The organism is Streptomyces antnestii (assembly GCF_004005495.1).
GTDB classification, from domain to species: Bacteria; Actinomycetota; Actinomycetes; order Streptomycetales; family Streptomycetaceae; genus Streptomyces; species Streptomyces antnestii.
Window position 1 is genome coordinate 74,341 of sequence record NZ_RZYA01000028.1, and the last position, 16,812, is coordinate 91,152.

Annotated in this window: 15 protein-coding genes and 2 pseudogenes; 11 read left to right on the top strand and 6 right to left on the bottom strand. The window is 67.6% G+C overall.

Annotation, left to right across the window (positions count from 1 at the left end):
- The first annotated feature begins 1,151 nt into the window (after positions 1–1,151).
- The 4 genes from EOT10_RS42335 to EOT10_RS37070 all read left to right on the top strand — a co-directional run bounded on the left by EOT10_RS42335 (position 1,152) and on the right by EOT10_RS37070 (position 4,722).
- Positions 1,152–1,463 carry a hypothetical protein gene (locus tag EOT10_RS42335; protein WP_127832818.1) on the top strand — a complete coding sequence of 104 codons (312 nt, stop codon included), beginning with the start codon at positions 1,152–1,154 and terminating at the stop codon, positions 1,461–1,463.
- A 297-nt stretch (positions 1,464–1,760) separates the two neighbouring features.
- Positions 1,761–2,303: an effector-associated constant component EACC1 gene (locus EOT10_RS43295; RefSeq protein WP_223281423.1), complete on the top strand. Its 543-nt coding sequence runs from the start codon at positions 1,761–1,763 to the stop codon at positions 2,301–2,303.
- A gap of 2 nt (positions 2,304–2,305) precedes the next feature.
- A complete protein-coding gene (locus EOT10_RS37065) occupies positions 2,306–3,253 on the top strand; it encodes a hypothetical protein (RefSeq protein WP_127832793.1) in 948 nt (315 codons plus the stop codon).
- 419 nt (positions 3,254–3,672) lie between these two features.
- On the top strand, positions 3,673–4,722 hold the full coding sequence (locus EOT10_RS37070; RefSeq protein WP_127832794.1) for a DUF4238 domain-containing protein: 1,050 nt from the start codon (positions 3,673–3,675) through the stop codon (positions 4,720–4,722).
- Positions 4,723–4,810: 88 nt separating this feature from the next.
- Here the strand turns inward: EOT10_RS37070 and EOT10_RS37075 are convergent.
- A pseudogene (locus EOT10_RS37075) lies at positions 4,811–5,089 on the bottom strand (Helicase associated domain protein); the annotation flags it as partial.
- A 226-nt stretch (positions 5,090–5,315) separates the two neighbouring features.
- On the opposite strand from EOT10_RS37075, the gene EOT10_RS42345 reads away from it, so the two are divergent.
- The 4 genes from EOT10_RS42345 (at position 5,316) to EOT10_RS37105 (ending at position 10,598) form a co-directional block, all read left to right on the top strand.
- Positions 5,316–7,136: an acyltransferase gene (locus EOT10_RS42345; RefSeq protein WP_223281424.1), complete on the top strand. Its 1,821-nt coding sequence runs from the start codon at positions 5,316–5,318 to the stop codon at positions 7,134–7,136.
- Between the two features lie 17 nt (positions 7,137–7,153).
- Positions 7,154–7,735: a hypothetical protein gene (locus EOT10_RS37090; RefSeq protein WP_223281425.1), complete on the top strand. Its 582-nt coding sequence runs from the start codon at positions 7,154–7,156 to the stop codon at positions 7,733–7,735.
- Between the two features lie 392 nt (positions 7,736–8,127).
- On the top strand, positions 8,128–9,045 hold the full coding sequence (locus EOT10_RS37095) for an NADP-dependent oxidoreductase (protein WP_127832796.1): 918 nt from the start codon (positions 8,128–8,130) through the stop codon (positions 9,043–9,045).
- Positions 9,046–9,806: 761 nt separating this feature from the next.
- Positions 9,807–10,598, top strand: a complete 792-nt coding sequence (locus EOT10_RS37105; protein WP_127832797.1) for a DUF3050 domain-containing protein — start codon at positions 9,807–9,809, stop codon at positions 10,596–10,598.
- 250 nt (positions 10,599–10,848) lie between these two features.
- Here EOT10_RS37105 and EOT10_RS37110 read toward each other — a convergent pair whose 3' ends face one another.
- Complete coding sequence (locus EOT10_RS37110) at positions 10,849–11,388, bottom strand: hypothetical protein (RefSeq protein ID WP_127832798.1); 540 nt, start codon at positions 11,386–11,388, stop codon at positions 10,849–10,851.
- Positions 11,389–12,285: 897 nt separating this feature from the next.
- Between EOT10_RS37110 and EOT10_RS37120 the strand changes: the two genes are divergently transcribed.
- Positions 12,286–12,477, top strand: coding sequence for a DUF6381 family protein (locus EOT10_RS37120; RefSeq protein WP_127832799.1), 192 nt, complete (start codon positions 12,286–12,288; stop codon positions 12,475–12,477).
- Positions 12,478–12,627: 150 nt separating this feature from the next.
- On the opposite strand, the gene EOT10_RS37125 is transcribed toward EOT10_RS37120, so the two are convergent.
- The 3 genes and pseudogenes from EOT10_RS37125 to EOT10_RS37135 form a co-directional block, all read right to left on the bottom strand.
- Complete coding sequence (locus tag EOT10_RS37125) at positions 12,628–12,837, bottom strand: Ku family protein (protein WP_127832800.1); 210 nt, start codon at positions 12,835–12,837, stop codon at positions 12,628–12,630.
- Positions 12,816–13,022: pseudogene (locus EOT10_RS43300) on the bottom strand (Ku protein); the annotation flags it as partial. The gene EOT10_RS37125 and the pseudogene EOT10_RS43300, both read right to left, overlap by 22 nt.
- 18 nt (positions 13,023–13,040) lie before the next feature.
- Positions 13,041–13,247 (bottom strand): hypothetical protein, encoded by a 207-nt coding sequence (locus EOT10_RS37135; RefSeq protein WP_127832801.1) that lies wholly within the window; start codon positions 13,245–13,247, stop codon positions 13,041–13,043.
- Between the two features lie 238 nt (positions 13,248–13,485).
- Between EOT10_RS37135 and EOT10_RS37140 the strand changes: the two genes are divergently transcribed.
- Positions 13,486–15,084 carry a GMC oxidoreductase gene (locus tag EOT10_RS37140; RefSeq protein WP_127832802.1) on the top strand — a complete coding sequence of 533 codons (1,599 nt, stop codon included), beginning with the start codon at positions 13,486–13,488 and terminating at the stop codon, positions 15,082–15,084.
- 9 nt (positions 15,085–15,093) lie between these two features.
- Here the strand turns inward: EOT10_RS37140 and EOT10_RS37145 are convergent, their stop codons facing one another.
- Entirely contained in the window at positions 15,094–15,489 is a 396-nt protein-coding gene (locus EOT10_RS37145; RefSeq protein ID WP_223281427.1) for a hypothetical protein, read from the bottom strand.
- Between the two features lie 707 nt (positions 15,490–16,196).
- On the opposite strand from EOT10_RS37145, the gene EOT10_RS37155 reads away from it, so the two are divergent.
- Entirely contained in the window at positions 16,197–16,802 is a 606-nt protein-coding gene (locus EOT10_RS37155) for a superoxide dismutase (protein WP_127832804.1), read from the top strand.
- The last annotated feature ends 10 nt before the right edge of the window (positions 16,803–16,812 follow it).

Here is a 16,812-nt window from a genome sequence, read left to right on the forward strand (position 1 = left end):
TCCTCGCCGGTGCACGCACCGCACGCGACGGCCAAGCCGCGGTCAGGGCTGGCTTCGACGTCCACCACCGCGGATACGGCACCACCGCCCCGCCCGACGCCCGCCAGCTCGCCGCGCTCGATGACGTCCTGACGGCCGCCTACCCGGCCACCGACGGATCCCACTGGGGCGCGGTCGGCGAACCGCTCGCCGCCGCCTGGCTCGCCGAAGTCGAGACCGACAGCGGCGAGGAGTTCATCGAAACGCTCCTGCAGCACAACTCCCTCGACACCGAACAGCGCCACCAGACCCTGAGCACCGTCGCCCGCGCCGCCCAGGAACAGCCCCGCCTCGCCGCGGGCGCCCACCGTGCCGTCGCTGCCGACCCAGAACTCCTGCTGCCGCTCGCAGCTCAGACCGTCACCGCCGAACTCGGCACCGACCACGCTCGCCGGTGGCTCAACGGCATCGAACACGCCGTCGCCGCCCGCGCTGCAGCGCCGGACGCCGACCCTGCCATCTACCGGCGGGCCAGCAGGCTCATCAGCGAAGCTCAGGAGCGGACAACCGCCGACAGAGATGACCTGGAGGAACTGATCGGCGCGAGCCTCACCCAGCAGGCCGATGCTCTCGACCAACCAAACCCGGATGCCCACCCCACCGCCCCCACCACCGACTCGCAACTTGTCCTGGTGAAGCCACAGACGGGCTGGCTCACCCGGACCTTCGTCACTTCCCTCGGCCTTTGCCACCTAGTCCTGGTCGCGGCCGTCCCGATGGCCGTTGCCCTCACCACCAGCGCCAAGGACGACGGGTGGGTCATGTGGTTCTTCGTCCCCATCAATATGGGAATACACCTGACCGTCGCAAGCGTCTTCGGAGGCCGACAGCTCGGAACCATTGCCTTCTCCTGGATTGTGCCGCTCTTTGCGATCGCGTTGACGACCCTGTCCGGCCTCATGCTCGATCAGCGCTGGCCCCCGGACTGGCCCCCGCCCTGGCTCCTGTGCCCGGTTCTCTTCGCCGGCGGCCTCACCGCCCTGACCTTCGCTTGGCGCATCTCATTCGGGCAGCTCCAGGAGATGCCCCGATCGCCCTCACCACCTGCGGGCACACTCAGAACACCCCCGGGCGAACTCTCGTCGCCAATGGCAGCAGACGAGCTGGCACGCATGAACAGGCGCTGGGAGTTGCTGCGCCGCCGGGTGTACGGAGCCGACCCTGACGGCAACCACCCTTTCCCGCTGCCGTGGCGGACCTACGCCGCGCTCATAGGCGGGCCCCTAGACGGACTGCTCCTGGACATCACCAGCTGGACGAAGGACGAGACCGACGCCGGCACAGCCCTGTCCACCGAACGCGGACGGTTTCCTGGCGGCCGCGCACGGTACGCCCCCCACCCCGACGAACCGCGTGCACCGGCCCCCGGCGTGACGTGCTGCCTCTACTACGCCGGTGACATTCCCCGACCAGCCGCCGAGTGACTCTACTCCTGCTCAACAAGGTCACATCTGTACGACTGCGACCCTCGGAGAAGTCCCGGCCAGTTGAGGCACCTCGCTGCCCTCGGACCCGCCGGCGATGGCCCGCTCGACGATGCGCAGCACATCCAGCGCCTGCGCCCACTGGGCTGGACGCTCTCCGGTCGGTGGCCCGACCAGCACAGGCAACTGCGCCGGGACCGCGGTCGGCCTCCCGCACCGCACGAAGGCGGGCTGAGTGGGGCGGTCTTACGGGCACTATTGTGTCCCCACGGTATCCATCATCTGGCGGGGGACAGTGTGGAGTTCACGGTCATAGCTGCGGAGGAGTCCGCGGAAGCGTCGCTACTCGCGCTGGCCGCATGGCTCCGGTCGGATGACTCGCTCCACGCCGCCGTCGCTATGACGTACGCGGATCCGCAAGCGGGCCAGATGGGCCGACCCATCAGGGGCTGCCGTGTTTCGGTCGGCACACGGGCAGAGGCTGCCGCCTGCTTTGTGTCGCTTGCCGCCTGGTTGCGGACACATCAGGTACCCCGCGGTCTCACTCTTTCCCTGCTTGGGCAGAACCTGGACCTCGCAGCGGTCATGGACACCAACTCCCGGCAGCGGATCCTCCACCTGGTGACGGCAGGGCGGCCCGAGGGACCGGATGTGCCGGACCGGGGAGCTACAGGCGGTGCAGGCTCGTCCGATGAGCAGCGCCCGGTGCCTGAGTCGATCCCGCCTCGTGATCCTGTCAAGTTCCGCCGGCCCCGCCACGATCCGGGTGCCGACGGGCATGCGCCGCCAGGCCCTCCGGTGATCGATCCGGATGACGACTGGCCGAGAGAAGAGCAGTAGGCGTGGGAGACATCGCCAAGGGCGTACTGGGAGGCGGGTGGGCCCTGCTGGTGGGCTGGATCCTGCCCGCGGCCCTCAACCTCGTGGTCTTCGCCCTAGCCGTGGCCCCGAGCCTCCATCGCCCCACGGTGTTCGGCCCGCTGTGGCCGGCTTCCGGCCGGCCCACCCCGCTCGCGCTGCTGGTGGCCGCCTGTCTGCTCGGTCTGGTCCTCAACGCCCTACAGACGCCGCTGTATCGCCTGCTGGAGGGCTACCTCCTGTGGCCCCAAGGCGCCTACCGGCGGGGCATCCGCGTCCAGAAGAACCGGCGCGACAAGGTGAAGAGCCTCACCCATGGCGAGGGTGTGCCGCCTATCCGGCGGGCGCTGCTGGCGGAGAAGCTCAGCCGGTACCCGGCCGACGATGACCAGATCGCCCCGAGCCGGCTCGGCAACGCCATCCGCCGTTTCGAAACCTACGGGTACGACCGCTACTGCCTAGACACCCAGGTCCTGTGGTCCGAACTGACCAGTGCCGCTCCAGAGATGGCGAACAAGCAGGTCCACACCGCACGCACCAACGTCGACTTCTTCGTGGCCCTGCTGTACGGACATGGCGTCATGGCCACCACGTCCTTCGCGTCCTTGGCCGCTGCCCACGCCAACCGGCCCGTGCTCGTGGTCACAGCGCTGGCCTTGATCGCCCTGATGCCCCTGTGGTACCGGGCAGCCGTGGCAGCCACCGACGAATGGGCCTCAGCCGTGCGGGCCCTGGTCAACCTCGGCCGCAAGCCCCTGGCCGACGCGCTTGGGCTGCTGCTTCCTAAGCGCCTGAACGACGAGCGCGCCATGTGGAAACTGGTCACCCGTATGTCCAACCGGCCCTATGCGCCGGCCGCAGACCTCGCGTTGGCTCCCTACCGTCTTGAAGTGCCCCAGGCCGCGGCCAGCTCTCCGCCGATGCATCCCTGACGGCCCGTCTGGTGGCCCACAACCCGGTCCAGATGGAGCTCACGCCGGGGAGCGACTGCCACAGCTGCGGCAGCTCATTGACGAGACGCTCAGGCCGGGTGACGTACCCGAAAACGCTGCACGGATGTCAGTCGCTGTGGCGACAGTGGATTCACGACGCTTGACCGTGCGGTTTCGGCACGTCAGCCGCAGTTGGTCCGTCCGTATCGGCCACCAACCCGATGGTGCTGGCGGGGCCGATGCTGCTGCCCATCCTCGACACCGAGGTCGGGCGCTGCTCGCTCGACCTGTGCCGCGCCTGCGTGATCACCAGTATCGAGCAGTAGCCGCCCGCGCTGCCGGTGCCGCTCGCCAGATGCCGCACCGCTGTCCAGCAGAACTCCGCGCAATTCGGTGACACTCTCTGCTTTGTTCCGTGTATGACTGGCGCAGACAGCCATGCAGGGGGAGGGCAGCTGGTGGGTAAGGCGTCGTCGGGGAAGCGCGCGGCCAAGGCAGGCGGAACCCGGGATCACACAGTGCCGCAGATGTACCTGAAGCACTTCGCTCAGCACGTAGCACGCCGCAAGTACGAGCTGAAGGTGCGACGGCTCGACAAGATCAACGAGCCGTTTACCGTGACGCCGCCCGGCATCGCTGCTGAGACCGGCTACTACTGGGGGATCAGTGCCGAAGGGGTCCCTCACCACGCTGCTGAGGAACTGTTCACCTCCCTTGAGGGACGCGCCGACACAGTACTGAAGGTCCTCCTGAACGACCCAGACTGGGCGCTCACGCCGCACTGGCCGTTGGGCCCGGACCAGCGCCATACCCTCGCCTGGTGGATGGCTGCCCAGATCTTGCGCACCACGCGCCAGCGGAAACGGCTTACCCACCAGCAGACCGAAGCGCCGGACATCACTGGCCTCCCGCAGGAAGTGCACAGGCTTGCGCAGAACAACCCCCATCTGCGCTACATCGTTGAGAACATCGCCATGTTGACGCTCACTCTGGAAGCACGTCCGTGGGCGCTCGGCTTCAGCGACATGTGCCTGCTAACCAGCGATACCCCGATCGCCGTATGGAACCGCCCCGACGACGAAGACCAGCTGCGCGCCGCTGCTCTGAGCGACATCATGCTTCCGCTGGATCCTCACCGCTTTCTATTCCTGCCCGGCCCTGCTACCCGGGGCACCGACCGGCGTAAGCACGTGGACCACTTGATGCACGCGGAGGGCGCCATCGGCTTCGCGCTAGTGGAGGTGGCGTACGACGTGGCTGACCAGTTCGTGATCCACCACCCAGAGCACGATCCCTGGAAGCATTGGGAGCCGAACAGCCCGGGTCAGCCCAAGCCGTGGGACGGGCAGACGCACTCTGCTCCTCAGTACATCTTGGAGTACGGCGTATTTCCTCCCAGCCAGAACATTGAACGTCGCTGGACCGTGGAGCATCCACCGCCTCGCTCCCCAGACGTGTTGCACCCCTGACCTGGAAAGCGGACCTGTGTTGCGGCCCACGTGTACCGGGTCCGGCGCCCGAAGGAGCAGTGAGGTCCTGAGGCGTGATCTCGGGACCTCACAGGCTCAGCAACGGAGCGTCGACGTCATGTCCAGTGATGCCGAGGGCGGCGAGTGCGGCGAGCTGCTCCGCGGTGAGCTTGTCCCGCCGGGTCTTGGTGTTGGTGATCCATACGCCGAGCTTCACGGCCACCGGCTCCGCCTCGCCGTCGACCGCGATTTCCTCGCTGTGGCCGCGCGGCACCGACTGGCCCGCCCCTTCCCGCTCCACCCACTGCGCGAGGGCCACCAGGCCGCGCTGGAACGCCTGCTGTGCCTTGCTCGGGCGCTTCGTCGCAGTTGGGCGGTGACGTCCAACGCCGTGGAGGCGACGCCACATGCCGTGCGCCCTGGCAGGTCTTGGTGCCTCGAACTACGGCGCCGGCTTCGCCCCAGGCCACCAACGCACTCCTCGCCCGACTTACCGGCGACGCGCCGCCTCCTGCCGGGAGACATGACCTCACCCTCGATAGAAAACGCATTTCTGATGCGATTTCAGTATCGAAAATGTTAGTGTGTCATGTATGTCGCTGGGTACTGAGGAACTGTTGAGGCTGACGGTGTCGGCGTTGATGAGTCGGGTGGGTGAGCGGCAGGGGGATCTTGCGGTTGCGTTGGGTCAGGCGCAGGCGCAGGTGTCGCGTAAGCAGTCGGGTAAGCAGCACTGGACTCTGGATGATGTGGACCGTCTGGCGGCGCATTACGGGCTGGGGGTGCTGGATCTGTTGGCCGGTCCGACGCACGCTGTGACAGCTCTGTCCGCGGACCGCGACGGTGGTGCCGCGCAGGCCTCGCTTCCGCTTGCTGTGCCGCCCGCAGCGTCCACGCGACGTCATGCGCCAATGCCGCGCGGTGAGGCTTTGGGTGGGCCGTGTGTGTTGTGTGGTGAGCCTGCCACGGAGGCGGTGGAGGGCATGTGGCAGCACCTGACGAGCGAGGAATGCGCCGAGGCCTTGGACGCGGCTGCGCCGCTCGCGCCGTTGGCCGATCACGCCGAAGGCGAGCACCGGGAGGAGGAGTTCACGCCCGCCGGCCCGGGGGAGTCAGTCCTGCCGGGTTCGGAAGAGTCGCAACAGGGCCTCGTGGAGTCCGACGTGGACTTCGTTGCGCCCGCGGCTACACCTACGGCACCCGTGGAGTCTGCGGCGCCGTACCCCGGCGACGCGCAGCCCGAGTCCGCGGCTGTCGGCCCGGACGTCGTCGTGGCCTCGGCTGCCTCTGTGGCGCGTGAGCCCGTCCAGCAGGTGCCCGCGCCGGAGCTTGCCTCGGCGGTGGCGGCCACGGGGGCCGCCGTCGACCAGTCGGCCCCGACTGCGGCGCCTGCTGCGCCGGCACCCGCACCCGAGCTGGAGGGCAGGCAGCCGACAGCCTCGGTCGCTCGGGTGCCGGGCTATGCCTCGGGGTCGCTGGTCGATCAGATCCATGCCCGCGTGCGGGACGTCCTGAACGAGCATCAGGGAGACGTCGAGGCGGCGCAGGCGGCTCTCATCAAGCGTGCGATCCCGGATGTGATGGCGTTGTTCGAGCGCTCCCGGGTCGGCGGACGCTACGCGCACTCCAAGTTCCCACCCACTGAAGACATTCTGCGGAAGAAGTCACAGAAGGGTGCGGACGACATTTGGGAGGGCCGCCCGAAGTGGCGGAACAAGACCGCTTTCGACGCGGCGAAGAAGGGCGATCAGATCGAGGTGACCGCCCTGGACATGAATGCGGCCTACCTGTCCGCGTTCAAGTGCTGGCTCCCGGTCGGAAAGCTGGTGGAAGACACCACGGACGTGCACGAGCCGAGAAAGTCCGGTGTCTACCAGATCACCCCGGCCAAGTGGACACACGCCCACTTGCCCAACCCGCTGGGGAACCGGCAGGAGCCGGGGCCGCTGTGGGTTCCGGACTCCCTGGTGCGTCTTCTGCTCGACTGCGCGCGGTGGGGTCTGTGTGAGGCGCCTGTCATCCACCGGGCCCTGTTGTCCGGCGGCACGGAAAGCCTTCTGGAAAAGCTGCGCCGCGCTCTGGCCCAGGCCCGTAAAACCGCTGTCGCGGATGGCGATGAAGTCGCCGTGGAGTACGTGAAATCCATGTACTCTAAGTTCGTGTCCACGATCGGCGAGTCCAGTGCGAATACGGATATTCGCCGTCCGGACTGGATGCACATCATCCGCGCCAAGGCATTTACGAACCTGTGGCGAAAGGCCTATAAGGCACACGCGGCGGGGTTGACGGTGGTGGAAATCTCCGGAACGGATGAACTTCACGTTGTGGGGGACTGGCGCCCGGTTTTCGCGGAGGGGCGCGACCTGAACCAGGTCAAGGAAAAGAAGCTCTACACGCTCGGGGGTAAGCGATAGTGGCCGGGTCGCCAGACTTGTGGGCACGCTGGGGCGACTGGAAGAAATTCGATACGCGCGGGATGAAGGGCGGAGAGGCCCTGATCCTGGAACTGAACCGCATCGTTTACGAGTCCGGCTTTTCCTCGCCCATCACCTCGACTCGCGGCCAGAGGGCCCGCATTCACTACCTCGACAGCAAGGCCGGCCGCGCCGAGCTGCGCGCCCAGGGCGTCAGTGACCGGGCCATGCGCTCATGGTTCAACGGCAAGTCCCGCCCTTCCAAAGCCAACTTGGAACGCCTCGACAGCGCGTACTGGGTCCGCCGCCGCGACAACCTGATCCGCTCCGGCTCACTCAAGCGCCACCTCGACAACGACGGCCAAGGCCGCCGCATGGAGATCTACCCCGTCGACCAGAGCGCCGTCCCCCAAAGCCGCGCCCGGACGAACATCACCGAGCGCTCGATCACGGTCCGATACGTGTGGGCCGACATGGTCGACGCCTGGGCCGCCCAGGACGCCAACCTGATGGACGAAATCTGGGACGACGTCATCACCGACCTCGACAGCGACTATGCCGCCTACGCCTACGTGGGCTCCGTCGGCATCAGCGCCTGACACCTTGTGGGGTCTCAAATCCAGCTTCATAATCTCAGGGCCAGCTGCATATAGATGGCATTTATGCAGCCATCTTGAGACTTGCAGCTTGAAGCGTTCACTCTTCCGGGTGGCGTAAGAAGTGGCCGCTCCACCCGGGAGCTGATGTCGTAATCGCACGAGCCGTGTCGTACCGATGTCGCATACGACATCGCCGTGAGACTAGCGCGTGGGTGGGTGTTGCTGCCCTGGGTGTGTGGTGCTCGTCGAGCTCCGGTTGGACTCGAGGCGTTTCAGTGGTCCATCCGTCTGTGGTGCCGGATCTTGTTGCCGTTCCTCTGTGGGCAAATCAGCCCACTCCATGGCTTGGGCGGCGCACAGCGCCGGCGAGCACGAGATATACGGAGATACCAGTGAAGGCAATCGTCGCGACGGATCCGGCCGCGGAAGCAGCCGGGATCACACTCGCGGAGCGGCCTGAGCCGACGCCGGCGATCAACGACGTCGTCGTTGAAGTCCATGCGTCGGGCTTCGTCCCCGCGGAGTGGGAGTGGCCCTCGACGTGGGTCGATCGCGCCGGTCGCGATCGAGCCCCGGCGATCATCGGCCACGAGTTCACCGGAGTGGTCACCTCCCTCGGCTACGGCACGACGGGGCTCTCGCTGGGACAGCGGGTGTTCGGGATCACGGACTGGCACCGCGATGGAACCCTGGCCGAGTACGCGGCCGTGGAGGCACGCAACCTGGCGCCGCTGCCGGGGAACGTCGACTTCACGGTGGGTGCGAGCCTGCCGATCTCCGGCCTGACCGCGTGGCAAGGTCTGTTCCAGCACGGTCGTCTTCAGGCGGGGCAGAGCGTCCTCGCACACGGCGCCGCCGGCGCAGTCGGGTCTGTGGTTACGCAGCTCGCCCGGGAGTTCGGCGCCTACGTCATCGGTACCGGGCGGGCGGCGGATCGCCAGGCGGCGCTCGACTTCGGCGCGAACGAGTTCCTCGACCTCGCCACCGAGGATCTCGATGACATCGGCGGGGTCGACATGGTCTTCGATGTCATCGGCGCTGACATCCAAAGGCGCTCGGCGAGAATCATCCGGCCTGGCGGGACGCTGGTGACGGTGGTCGGGCCTGTTGAGGCTCGCCCTGTCGACGGCTTGGCGGTCGACTTCGTCGTCGAGTCCGTTCCGAGTCAGCTGATGGAGATCGTCGACCGGGTGCGGGACGGGCGCCTTCGCACGCACATCGGAACCGTCGCGACCCTCGACGACGCCGTCCCTGCGCTCAACCCGACCGAGCGGCGCAAGGGCAAGACCGTCGTTCGCGTGCGCCCCTGAGCGCCCTGGAATGGGCCAACAGCGGTGGTGGGCTGGACGACCGCTGACCTGCCCGGTGTCGGACGAGGAAATGCCACGGACTTGAGACTGATCATGGTGACACGGCCGTGAGACAGCCAAGAAAGCCCAGGTCGCAAAAGATCGACATGCCGGACGCGGCGAGACCCTACACACCTCCTCGAACATCGACAGGGGCCCGGCACACACCCCGCGTGCCAGGCCCTGGCGTGTTCCGGGGCGACCTTCAACCGGTGCCGTGCAGGGCGCGCCGGTCGCCGGTCATCGCGCAGCGGCGGGCGGCGAGACCGTGCTCCAGCGATTCCCCGATCGACGCACACAGCAGTTCCATGTCAGTGGCCGGCGGCAGTTCCCCGGGTACGGCCAGCCAGCGGCCCCCATCGGCGGCCAGTTACGCGTTCTGACCCCCCTCGCCATCGCGGTGAGCGAGGACAGATCGTGGGCTGGTCCGCCGGGTCGGCCCGCGGTGAGCCGATGCCCGAAGCAGAAGAGCCCGAGTGTCGGCCGGGCAAGCCGCTGCCACCTGGGCGAATCGAGCGAGCGCCGAGTACGCGTTGCTACTCGCAAAGCACGAACCCGGGCCCCTGGCCACTACCAGCGGCTTGACGCGGCTGCGCAACACCAGGGGCTCGGCACATCAGATGTGCGCACGCTGTGCCGTAGCCTGAGCCGCGCAATCTGACACGCACATCCCATGCCTGGCACGTAGTCAGCAGATTGCTGCCCGCTTCCTTGGAGCCGCCATGAGTTCCGACCGTTACCACTGGGATCGCTCGCACCCGGGCCTGACCGCGCTGCGCGAGGCGATCGAGCCCGTGCGCCGGCAGGTTGTCGGGCACGAAATCTACCGGGAGCTGAACTCCCTGGAGCGGGTCCGGACGTTCCAGGAGCGCCATGTGTTCGCGGTCTGGGACTTCATGTCGCTGCTCAAGTGCTTGCAGCGGCAGCTGACCTGCGTGGATCTGCCGTGGGTGCCGAGCGGACCGACCGCAAGCCGGCGGCTGATCAACGAGATCGTGCTGGTCGAGGAGAGCGACGAGCTCGGCGACGGCTACATCAGCCACTTCGAGCTCTACCTCGACGGCATGGCCCGGGCCGGGGCCGACACCGGCCCGGTGGACGGCTTCCTGCGCCTCCTCGGCACCGGGACGGGTGTCGAGCAGGCGGCGAAGGCGGCCGGCATCCCTTCTGCGGCTGCCGAGTTCATGACGGTCACCTGGGACATCATCGAGAACGCGCCGGTGCACTGCCAGGCCGCGGCCTTCGCGTTCGGCCGTGAGGACCTGATCCCGGAGATGTTCGAGCAGGTGATCCGGATCGAGGACGTGGACAACCAGCTGACCGTGTTCAAGGACTATCTGGCGCGGCACATCGAGGTGGACGGCGAGCAGCACACGCCGATGGCCATGCAGATGCTGATCGACCTGTGCGGTGACGACCAGGAACGCTGGACCCAGTGCGCCGACACGGTCCGCCGCGCGCTGTCGGCCCGGGTCGCGCTGTGGGACGGGATCCTCGCGGACTGCGGCGACTGACGCACGAGCGGCCCGCTCCCGCAGGGCGGCTGTCACCGAATCAGGTGGCCGCCGGCGGGGAATGCGAACTGGCCGCTGACAGTTCCGGCATGTCGGTTGCATCGGTGCTTCAGAAGTAGGCCGGCGCGACCTCAAGCATCAGCTCCCCGACCGCAAGGACGCCGACAAAATAGGCTCACTGCCGGATCGGAGAACCGACCCCGCCCCGGTACAGGGTCGCAGCCGCGACGTCCCTCCACCGTCGCGAACCCTACGGGCGCCACCGGATCCCCCTGCGTGGCCCACGCAGTATCTCTTTCAACTCAGCCCGCATCGCGTCCTCCAGCACGGACAGCCCGTTGCCCAACCGCGCCGCGACGCCGCTCTCCTCCACCGACACGCGCCCGTCGCGGAGTTGGGCCTCAACAGCCGCGAAAGCGGCCTGCACCTCGTCGAGCGCCAGTCGTACCGGTTCCGAGGCGATCAAAGAGGCCTCCACTGACCACTTCTGCGCCGATCGGCGCAGACCTGCGAGATCGTCTGTGCCAGCACCCGCGCCCGACAGTGCCTCGCGCCACTGCCGGAAGACCACCAGCAGATCTCTGAACAGCGGCTTCTTGTCGGCAAGCCACCGCACCTGCTCCTGGTGGGTGCGTTCCTCTCGCTGCATTCGCGTCTGCGCGCGCTGGGCAAGCCACGCTCCCGCGAATCCCGCGAGAGCACCAACCGTCGTCCCGAGCAGTCCAGTTAACGCAGCATCCACACCGCGCGTTTTATCACACCACATGCCCGTGCCTTGGCCGCGATTCACGGCGCTACCACCTGGCCCGGGCCGGGGGCCGTCCCGCTCGGCCCTGACGGCGGTGCGGCGACATCGAAGACGGATCACTCGCAGTGCGGACACCGGTCGCCGCGCGGCCCCGGGTTCCACGACCATCCGGTGCGTGATCCGAGGGGCCGCCTGGCAGCGTCTTAAGACCCGCTCGTGGCACACACCCTCGATGAACTGGTCGAGAGACAGCAGGCAGCGAACGCGGCACACCACGTGGTGCCGCGCCTGCGCAACGAGTTCGGTCCCGACCGCGGCCCCCGTGGTCCGGGGCGCAGACGACGACGTACGAGACGGCATGGCGCGCGTGGCGGGACCTGGCCCGGGACACGCAGGCCACGGTCACGCAGTACACGAAGGGAGCAGGGCATCGCCCGGCACGACGCTGAGGCGGACGTGAAGGCGAAGGCCCGCGCCGGAGAGGCGCCTTCCGAGCCATAGACGCAAGGCCTGACGCCGAGCTCGGCCCACCCAGCTCGGCCTACCCAACTGATGGAGCCCGCCCGGCTGGAAGAGGCGCTGAAGCAGCTCCGGGCGGGGCTCGCTCCGATCCTCGCGCGAGCGCGCTTGCCACCGCCTGCGCGACCCGGCCATTCGAGTGACCATGGAACCGCGGCGAGGGCGCTGGGTGCGCAGGCTCATCCCCTCACCGCTATAGCAGTCGCTTCGCCAACACCACAGCGGCCGCGCAGGGCTCCGGCAAACAGACACCCCGCCCCCGGTCGACAGCCATGTATCCGGTGAAGTTCCCGGACTCAGACAGTGCGAGAGGGCTTTCCAACTGCATAGATAGCAGTGGGTGATTGATCGAGATGCAGAGGGTGACGGAGCCTGTTTCGCTGATGTGGCCCGCTCTTCCTCATCACCCAAGGAGTGATCATGAGCGCTGCAGGCGAGTCGAGTCGTGGTACCCAGCAGATGCGTGCTCAGGCCGCGGACCTGGAACGGGCCGCGGAACGCGCCACTGACCCGCAGGAGCGTCAGCGTCTGAAGGACCAGGCCCGCCAGCTCAAGGAGCAGAGCGAGCACGCAGGCGGCACGGGCAAGCCGGACATCGACCCGATGGTGTAGTTCCGGCAGTTCCGAGCACAGACACCGGCCGGTGGCCGGCCTCCGTGGCATTCCGTCACGCGAGAGGCCCCCGGCCGGTCACTGCTGCTCTCCCACTCAAGAACAACGCCTTCGCCGCCATCGACACCAGCAACGGATCCCGCCGGCCACTCAGCCGCTCTGATGTGCGCGTGCGGCTGTCACCGACTCCTCCAGCGCGGCCATCAGCTCCACCGCCGGCCCGGGCTCGGGCGGCGCGGCCAGTCGGCCACCGGACACCTTCGCCTCGACCAGCTGCGCAAGTGCGTGACGGTACTCGTCTTGCAGCTGGTCGACCTCGACACCCGCGAGTTCGCGCATCAGGACCTCGGCGAGCCCCAACTCCCGTTCGGTGACCGGTGCGGACGGGGCAAGTCCCCCGGATCGCGCAGTTCGTCCTGCCCCAGCAGTGTCTGGAGGATGAGCACGCCGTGGCGTGGCCGCAGCAGGCCGATCCGTTCCCTGGAGCGGAAGGCGACCTTGCACACGCAGACCTGTTCCGTGCGGGCGCGCGCCTCGACGAGTAGCGCGTACGGCCGGTCGTTTCAGGGGTGGGGGTCCTGGTGCGGCGCCACGGTGCTGCACGGCGCCCCGGGGCCGCCGGCGGCGCCGGACCGCTCCGCCGTTCCCGAACCCCGCTCCCGCTCGAACATCTCGGAGCGTCCGATCGTCGTCCGGTACGGGTGGGCCGACCTGGTGGATGCCTGGGCGGCCCAGGACGAGAGCACGCTGGACGAGATCAGGGACGACATCATCACCGGCCTCGCGGCGAGCGCGGGATCGGCTGACTTTCCATGTCTTCGGCCCCGCAGAACGTGCTGCGGACGGCCGGGAACTAGGGCCGACGCGACAGGTGGGATCGGGTACGCCGCATGCAGTTTTTCAGCCATATTTCACATGGTTGAGGGTGGTACGCACGGATTCCGCTTCTGTGGCGGACCTGATCGTCCAGCATGAGGAATTCCGGTTCCATCCACTGAAGGGGTCTGCGTGACCAGTTACAGGCCAGATGTTCTCATTGTCGGTTCGGGCCCGGTGGGGACTGCGTTGGCGCATCAGCTCGTGATGAAAGAGGGGCTGGACGTGCTGATGATTGATGCTGGTGACCAGGAGTCCACCAGGTACGGGGAGAACCTCCGTAACGCGGGCCGGTATCGGAAGGAAGTCGACCCGTTCGTCAACGTGATCAAAGGCGCCTTGAGCCCGGTATCGACCTTTCCGCCGCCGCCCTCCTTCAGCCCCTTCGGGGGCGGCTCCGTGACCGGCCCCGGTCACAACCCGGAGCAGAACGCGCCCACCAACCTCCGCGGAGCTGCGGTCACGCGGGCGGTCGGTGGCATGGGGACCATCTGGGCGTGTGGAGTGCCGCAGTTCGTTCCGGAGGTGGAGCTCACCTGGAAGGGGCAGAAGTACCCGATCGACGCGGCGACGCTGGAGAGCCAGTACCAGAAGGCGGGCGATCTGCTCGGCCGGTCACTTGACGCGTTCCAGGGCTCCGTCCGCCATCAGGCCGCCAAGAAAACCCTCCTGGCGGCCGGTCACAACACCGTGACCGAACTCCCGCTGGCCGCGCGGGTCACGGCCGACGGAAGGATCGTCTGGGCCGGCTCCGACACACTGCTCGGCCCGCTGAGCGACCCTGCCTACAAGCCCGAGGCAGGCAGCTTCACACTGCTGCCCCAGCACTTGTGCACCAAGCTCCGGGTCGAGACGGACGGCGAGCGCTGGCGTGTGGCCGGTGTCGAGGTGAGCAATCTCGCGGACCAGGGAGAGGAGGTCGACATCGTCGCCAAGGCGTACGTCGTCGCAGGCGGCGCCGTGCTCACTCCGCAACTGCTGTCGGCTTCGGGCCTCGAGGAACATCTGCCGGCTCTCGGCCGCTACCTGACCGACTCACCGGTTGCCTTCTGCCAGGTGGTGTTGAAGAAAGAGATCATTGACGGGCTCCCCAAACTGGTGACCGAAGATGCACTGACGCGCATCCAGGCACACCAGAAGCAGCACCCCCAAGACCCGCTGCCGATCCCGTTCGATGACGCCCCGCCCAACCTCTTCATCCCGCCGACCGAGGACAGGCCCTGGCACGCCCAGATCCAGCGTGCCGCCTTCTCGCATGGGGAGGTCGGCCCTCAGGTCGACGACCGAGTCGTTCTCGACTTGCGTTGGTACGGCATCTGCCGGCCGCGTGAGGAGAACAGGGTGAGCTTCAGTTCCACCGTCAAGGACGTCTACGGGATGCCCCACCCCACGTTCGACTTCACGCCCAGCAAGGAAGACGATGCCAACGCGCAAGCCATGATGAACCACATGACCGAGGTGGCCAACGCCCTCGGCGGGTACCTGCCCGGTTCGTACCCGCAGTTCCTCGACCCCGGGACCGGTCAGCAGACGGCCGGCACCACCCGCATGGGCACCGACCGGCAGACCAGCGTCGTCGACTCCGACTCCCGGGTCTGGGCCTTCGACAACCTTTACCTGGGCGGCAACGGGCTGCACCCCTTCGGCAACGCGTCCAGTCCCACACTGACCAGCATCGCAACAGCCCTCCACGCGACCGACGCGATCAACGCGACGGTCAAGAACGCCTAACCTTGTTCTTTATCTTCGGCGTTCGGCTGCCGGGTCGGGCGGGCCCATGAATGCGTCGAGCTCTTCGATGATCTTGCGGAGCTCGCGGGCTCCGCGATGCGACATTGCTCGGATCACGCCGTCGAGTAGGGCACGGCCTTCGAGAGGGTTGCCGCAGCAGTACCAGTGCACATTGCCGAACTCGTCGTCGTGCCAGAGCTCGCGCTCGGGGCGATGGACGTAGTCCTTCCACAGGCGCAATGCCGTGCTGATATCGCCTGGCTGGAGGTAGTTCCGCGTGCGTTCGAGGCGAACGATCTCGGAGAGCGCTCGCGGGGAGAGGCGGTCGATGGCCGGCCTTGAGCGTGGTGACTGGTGCCGGTCCGGGATGCCGGCCCGGATGTGTCCTGGCCGTCTACGCGGCATGGACCTTTCGGTTGGTCGTCATGCCTGACATGGTGCCACGATCTCGAACGGTGTCTCGAACGGGTTTCGCTCGCCCGGGGATTCGTCGGACGTGGGGGCGGCCTTCGTCTGATCATGTGCTCCGACCAAGGAGTACACGTGACCACGACGAAGGCCGTGAGGGCGAGCCTGCTGCATCACGATGATCCGGCGGGAAGCGTTCGCGGAAGCATCACGCTTCCGGGGAGAGTTCTACGAGTGCCTGGCCGCGGCCTGTGGCGCCCCGGTACGCGCCACACGGGCCATCGACACCCCCGCCCACGGGGGCCGGTGGCTCGACCTGTGCCGCACCTGCATGATCACCCAGCACCAAGCAGCCACCCGCCCCGCACGTACCGCTCACCGAGACCATGGCCGCCGTCCGCGAGGCGGCCCGCCGCGCCGGCGTCTCGGCGGCCGTCGTGCTGCTCGTCGACCCCGTGCACGAGACGCCCGCGTCCGTACACGCCAGAGCGGGGCCGGCCGGGGTCCGGCGGGCGCCGGGTGAGAAGACGATCACTCTCCGGGAAGGACGCGCCGACGGACGGAAGGCGCTCAGGCACCGAAGACTGACGGGCCGACCCCGCCACAGATCATGCTGATGCATCTCATTCGTTGTTGCAAGTTCTTCGCAATAGAGGCATAGGCTGTCCCCTGACGATCACTCACCCGGAAAGGGGACGTGCCTGATGGGCACTTACGCGCTTCCCGACCTGCCCTACGACTACGCCGCGCTGGAACCGGCCATCACCGGGCAGATCCTGGAACTGCACCACGCCAAGCACCACGCCGCCTACGTCAAGGGCGCCAACGACACCCTGGAGCAGATCGCCGAGGCCCGCGACAAGGACCAGATCATCCCGACCTCGCTGGTCGGGCTGGAGAAGACCTTCGCCTTCAACCTGTCCGGCCACGTCCTGCACTCGATCTTCTGGCAGAACCTCTCCCCGGACGGCGGCGACCGCCCCGACGGCGCCCTCGCCGACGCCATCGACGAACACCTCGGCGGCTTCGAGGCGTTCAAGAAGCAGCTCACCGTCGCGACCGCGTCCGTCCAGGGCTCCGGCTGGGGTGTACTCGCCTGGGAGCCCCTCGGCAAGCGCCTGATCGTGGAGCAGGTCTACGACCACCACGGCAACGTCGGCCAGGGCAGCACCCCGCTGCTGGTCTTCGACGCCTGGGAGCACGCCTACTACCTGCAATACAAGAACGTCCGCCCCGACTACGTCACCAAGCTCTGGGACCTGGTCAACTGGGAAGACGTCACAGCCCGCTTCGCGGCAGCCAACCTCTGACCTACGGCAC

What these genes read in the sequence shown, in the direction of transcription:
- EOT10_RS42335 (WP_127832818.1), top strand. Translation starts at nt 1,152, where the DNA reads ATGAACAGGCGCTGGGAGTTGCTGCGCCGCCGGGTGTACGGAGCCGAC.
- EOT10_RS37155 (WP_127832804.1), top strand. Translation starts at nt 16,197, where the DNA reads ATGGGCACTTACGCGCTTCCCGACCTGCCCTACGACTACGCCGCGCTG.
- EOT10_RS37070 (WP_127832794.1), top strand. Translation starts at nt 3,673, where the DNA reads ATGACTGGCGCAGACAGCCATGCAGGGGGAGGGCAGCTGGTGGGTAAG.
- EOT10_RS37120 (WP_127832799.1), top strand. Translation starts at nt 12,286, where the DNA reads ATGAGCGCTGCAGGCGAGTCGAGTCGTGGTACCCAGCAGATGCGTGCT.
- EOT10_RS42345 (WP_223281424.1), top strand. Translation starts at nt 5,316, where the DNA reads ATGTCGCTGGGTACTGAGGAACTGTTGAGGCTGACGGTGTCGGCGTTG.
- EOT10_RS37145 (WP_223281427.1), bottom strand. Translation starts at nt 15,489, where the DNA reads ATGCCGCGTAGACGGCCAGGACACATCCGGGCCGGCATCCCGGACCGG.
- EOT10_RS37135 (WP_127832801.1), bottom strand. Translation starts at nt 13,247, where the DNA reads ATGTCGTCCCTGATCTCGTCCAGCGTGCTCTCGTCCTGGGCCGCCCAG.
- EOT10_RS37105 (WP_127832797.1), top strand. Translation starts at nt 9,807, where the DNA reads ATGAGTTCCGACCGTTACCACTGGGATCGCTCGCACCCGGGCCTGACC.